The organism is Acinetobacter sp. ABJ-A23_2, assembly GCF_044538765.1.
In the GTDB taxonomy this organism is placed as follows: domain Bacteria; phylum Pseudomonadota; class Gammaproteobacteria; order Pseudomonadales; family Moraxellaceae; genus Acinetobacter; species Acinetobacter nosocomialis_A.
The window spans coordinates 1-3,649 of record NZ_JBIUCP010000094.1 but is presented as its reverse complement, the minus strand read 5'-3'; the positions used below and the strand labels follow the sequence as shown (position 1 = coordinate 3,649).

Genomic DNA, 3,649 nt, shown 5'->3' with positions numbered 1-3,649 from the left:
ATATTTAATAAATCTTTATAAATTTTAACCAAATAAATTTAATTTTTGTCATGAGCCCGACATGACTCTTACTATGGATCGGGGGGAGAAATAATGAATAACCTATTGAGCACAATAAACTATTGTCCAGCAATAAGAACTAGTAGATTTGAACTAGCGGCACTTACCGAACTTGATAAGGAAGTTAAACAGAAAGTCGCCCCGTTATTAATATTGAGAAGTAATTCAGAATCACTTAAAGATATTGAACGCTTCTTGAGCGACTGGGATGGTGGACCATTATTTGTTGATAATTCCAGATATACACTTGATCAAGTCTCAGGTATTGCTCCTCTATTAGACAATTCAGAGAACCATTATGAATACAAATATAATTTTTTCGAAAATTTATCTCAGCTAAACTCGAATATAAAGCCAATAGTAGGTTTTAATGCATTAGACGATGCTAGGTCTGTAACACAGTTTGCATTAAAAGTATTAGATAAATTTGATTATTTAGGAATCAGATTAGAAATAGATCATATTGATAGCACAACTTTAGATAAAAAGCTTGGTATTTTCTCATCTATCATGAATGCAATTCCTGATGAGAAAATAAATAAAATCCTTCTTATTATTGATATATGCTCAATCGAAGTCATACCTTCTTTAAGTGCAGAAAGTGCAGTGATGAAATGTTTGAACAGAGCTATATCATATGAAATTAAGAATATCTTAACTTTAAGTACCTCTTGGCCTAATAATCGTCCCAATAAAAATGAAGAATTAGAGATTAGAAATTTAGATCCAATTTGGCAAGCTTATTTCGCACAATTAGTAAATAAGTCAAATCCAGCTATTAGATGTATATATGGTGATTACGCCTCTACGAATCCATTAAGAGATATTTCAGATGATTACGATCCTGCAAAAATGAGTCTACCTATACCTTTTGCAGGTTATGCCTTTGACTTAGGCTGGATTCAATATCGTTACGGTAAGAGCGGAGAATGGGAGCAATTAATTGAAGTAGCAAAGCGAATTGTTGAAACTGTACACTTTAAGGAACATGGTGAGAATTTTTGTTAGGGAAATCGAAGAATTCACGCAATTAGTCGATGTACTGAAGAACCCAAAACAAATTCTGTATGGAATAAAATTCGGATTAATCAACATATTACTCTTTTGAATAAGCTGTTAACCGAAGACCTTTACAACAAATTACTTACTCCAAAAGATGAAGATGAATAAATTTCAATCAACTAAAGAATAAGCTCTATCTCTAGTTTTAAGACATTTTAAAACAAAATCGTTAATTACATTCATATCAATATTTGATGCTATTCGTTCCCTTATAACTTTCTTATTATCAGATGAGCGAATAGCCAAGTTATTTAAATATGCCAATTCTTTAAGTTCATCCTTCCATAAAAAACTTGTTAAATCAAAAGCATTAATATTTTTATTTGGACTAGCATTTTTATAAATTGCAATTGTACCATGGTCATCAACCATTAAAATTCCAATATGATTTTCAGTAGTTTCAATTGCTTTTTTTAGATGAGAGCTATGACAACATAACCAAACTTCATTGAAAACATTGCTATAAGCTAACATTTGCTTATCCCAACGTTTTAAAGAATCTGCCTTAGATTTAATTTCAAATCCGACTAGACGACCATTGGCCAAAACTAAGTCAGCTCGGAAAGTTGTTTCAACTGATGATTCAGGAGTTCTATTGTAAAAACCTAACTCATTAATAAGCATATCATTATGTTTTAATTCAGCTTTATCTTTAAGCCAATTGGTTAAATTAATTCTAATTTCGTCAGGCCCAAGTGCATTTTCAGTGTAAAACATAAAGTATCCTCCGTTACTTTTGCCTCCATGCAAAAAGTGGAAAAGATTCTAACAAACCAGTATGATTTTTCAATCGTCCATTAGTACTTAAAAAATTATTGTTCTGTTTATTAGTAATCTAATATGCATCTGCTGCTATGACAATAGATTATTTATATTAGAATTAATTGTAGATAATCTCATACATTTTTTAGAATCATATTCTGTTAGTAATTTTGAAAAATAATGAGAAAAACATTCAAAGTAACTCAAGATTTTTGTAAAAAAATATTCGACACCACTTCGTCACCATTAAAATATAACCTGTTGTTATTTAATATTTATTATAACCTTGCCAAGGTTAGGGTCGCGAGTTCGAATCTCGTCCCTCTCTCCAAAATTTAAAGACCACTTAATTCGAAAGAATTAGGTGGTTTTTTATTGGCTATTGGTTAGCTTTGACTACTCAAAATAGTCAAAATTCGCATTAAAAAACGCTTTATATTTCCGTTGCAACACTACGAAATTTGGAGGTTATTATGCAAAAGCCAGTTAAACGCGGGGACGGAGTGGCGCATCACTGTTCGTTATCTAGGCAAACGTTATACGGCTACTCGAGATACAGCGAGTAAGTGTGAACAATGGGCCGCTAAAAAATTATTAGAATTACGATCTTAACAGGCTAATCCTGAGTCTGAAAAAATCCATATCTCCTTCTATGCCCTTTTTGAACAGTACTATCAAGAAGAAGGCAGAAAAATGAAGAGTGCCCGCTTAATTGTTCAAATACTTAAATGCCTAAAGAAGAAAGAATAATGAAAATATAATTAATATTTTATGATTAAACCCATCATTAAGTTTTTATTGATATTGAAATTAAAAATTAGCTTAAAAGTATATTATCGCAAGTCTCCCCCCATTGAGGAGACTTCTAAGTATTAAATGAATTAAGGATGAATTTTTTTCAATCCATCTTCTACAGCAAATTTAGCTTCCTCCCACTGTAAACGTGAACTGCCTTTAACTTGTTCCCATTTAGTTTTCAATTTAGATTCAACCTCGGAAAAATTAATTTCTGCATTATTATCTACACGATTTTCATAACCTAAACGATAAGCCACCCGATAATCACGATCATATTCTAGATTCTTGTCTTCAGTATAATATGGCATTTTTTTATAGTTTTCTCGCCAATAATTATCTTCTTCTTGCCAAGAATTACTATCATCTTTTTGATTATTTGTTTGAGCTATATCATTACCTGCTATTCCCCCTACTACACCACCAATAATCCCTCCAACAACAGCACCTGGAGGCCCCCCAACAACACCGAATGCAGCACCTATAGCCGCTCCTCCCAAGGTTCCTGCACTTACAGCTGCCAAATCTTCTCCCCCTTCATTCATATCAGGTACATGATTGTCATTGGTCGGTGGTGAGTTTAAATCTGGACGAGCATTATCATTTGTGGATGAAGTATCTTGTATTGGTTTGCTATTTAATACATTACTATTGGAAGATGGCTCTTTTTGAGTCGTATGATTACCATCTGTATTTGATTGTTTTGTATTTACCATTTTCTTACTCCCTATATTTTAAAATCTAGTGTCTTTCAAAAGAACTAGAATATTAAAATAACTTTTGAAATATGCTTGACAATTATTATTATAATTCACCTTTAGGTTAGTTATGTTTCATAAATACCCCTATTAAGTAAGAAGATGTTATTAATTAAAGAAATTATTTCTCATTAATAAAAATTCTTATTCAAATAGTCTTCACAATTATATAATCCTTCACCCCATAATCATTATATTTCACTAGATTAAAC

At 31.6% G+C, this 3,649-nt stretch carries 3 protein-coding genes and 1 pseudogene; 2 read left to right on the top strand and 2 right to left on the bottom strand.

All coding sequences use genetic code 11. The annotated features are described in order from the left end of the window. The first annotated feature begins 93 nt into the window (after positions 1-93). Positions 94-1,068, top strand: coding sequence for a hypothetical protein (locus ACH63V_RS17915; protein ID WP_396464299.1), 975 nt, complete (start codon positions 94-96; stop codon positions 1,066-1,068). A 165-nt stretch (positions 1,069-1,233) separates the two neighbouring features. Here the strand turns inward: ACH63V_RS17915 and ACH63V_RS17910 are convergent, their stop codons facing one another. Continuing rightward, on the bottom strand, positions 1,234-1,839 hold the full coding sequence (locus ACH63V_RS17910; RefSeq protein ID WP_032007592.1) for a sce7726 family protein: 606 nt from the start codon (positions 1,837-1,839) through the stop codon (positions 1,234-1,236). A 518-nt stretch (positions 1,840-2,357) separates the two neighbouring features. Between ACH63V_RS17910 and ACH63V_RS17905 the strand changes: the two are divergent. Beyond that, positions 2,358-2,496, top strand: a pseudogene (locus ACH63V_RS17905) (integrase). A 269-nt stretch (positions 2,497-2,765) separates the two neighbouring features. On the opposite strand, the gene ACH63V_RS17900 reads toward ACH63V_RS17905, so the two are convergent. Next, positions 2,766-3,395, bottom strand: coding sequence for a hypothetical protein (locus ACH63V_RS17900; protein WP_396464298.1), 630 nt, complete (start codon positions 3,393-3,395; stop codon positions 2,766-2,768). Between the last annotated feature and the right edge of the window lie 254 nt (positions 3,396-3,649).

Bases quoted from the DNA above. Each gene is read 5' to 3' on its own strand.
- ACH63V_RS17915 (WP_396464299.1), top strand. From the start codon at position 94: ATGAATAACCTATTGAGCACAATAAACTATTGTCCAGCAATAAGAACT.
- ACH63V_RS17910 (WP_032007592.1), bottom strand. From the start codon at position 1,839: ATGTTTTACACTGAAAATGCACTTGGGCCTGACGAAATTAGAATTAAT.
- ACH63V_RS17900 (WP_396464298.1), bottom strand. From the start codon at position 3,395: ATGGTAAATACAAAACAATCAAATACAGATGGTAATCATACGACTCAA.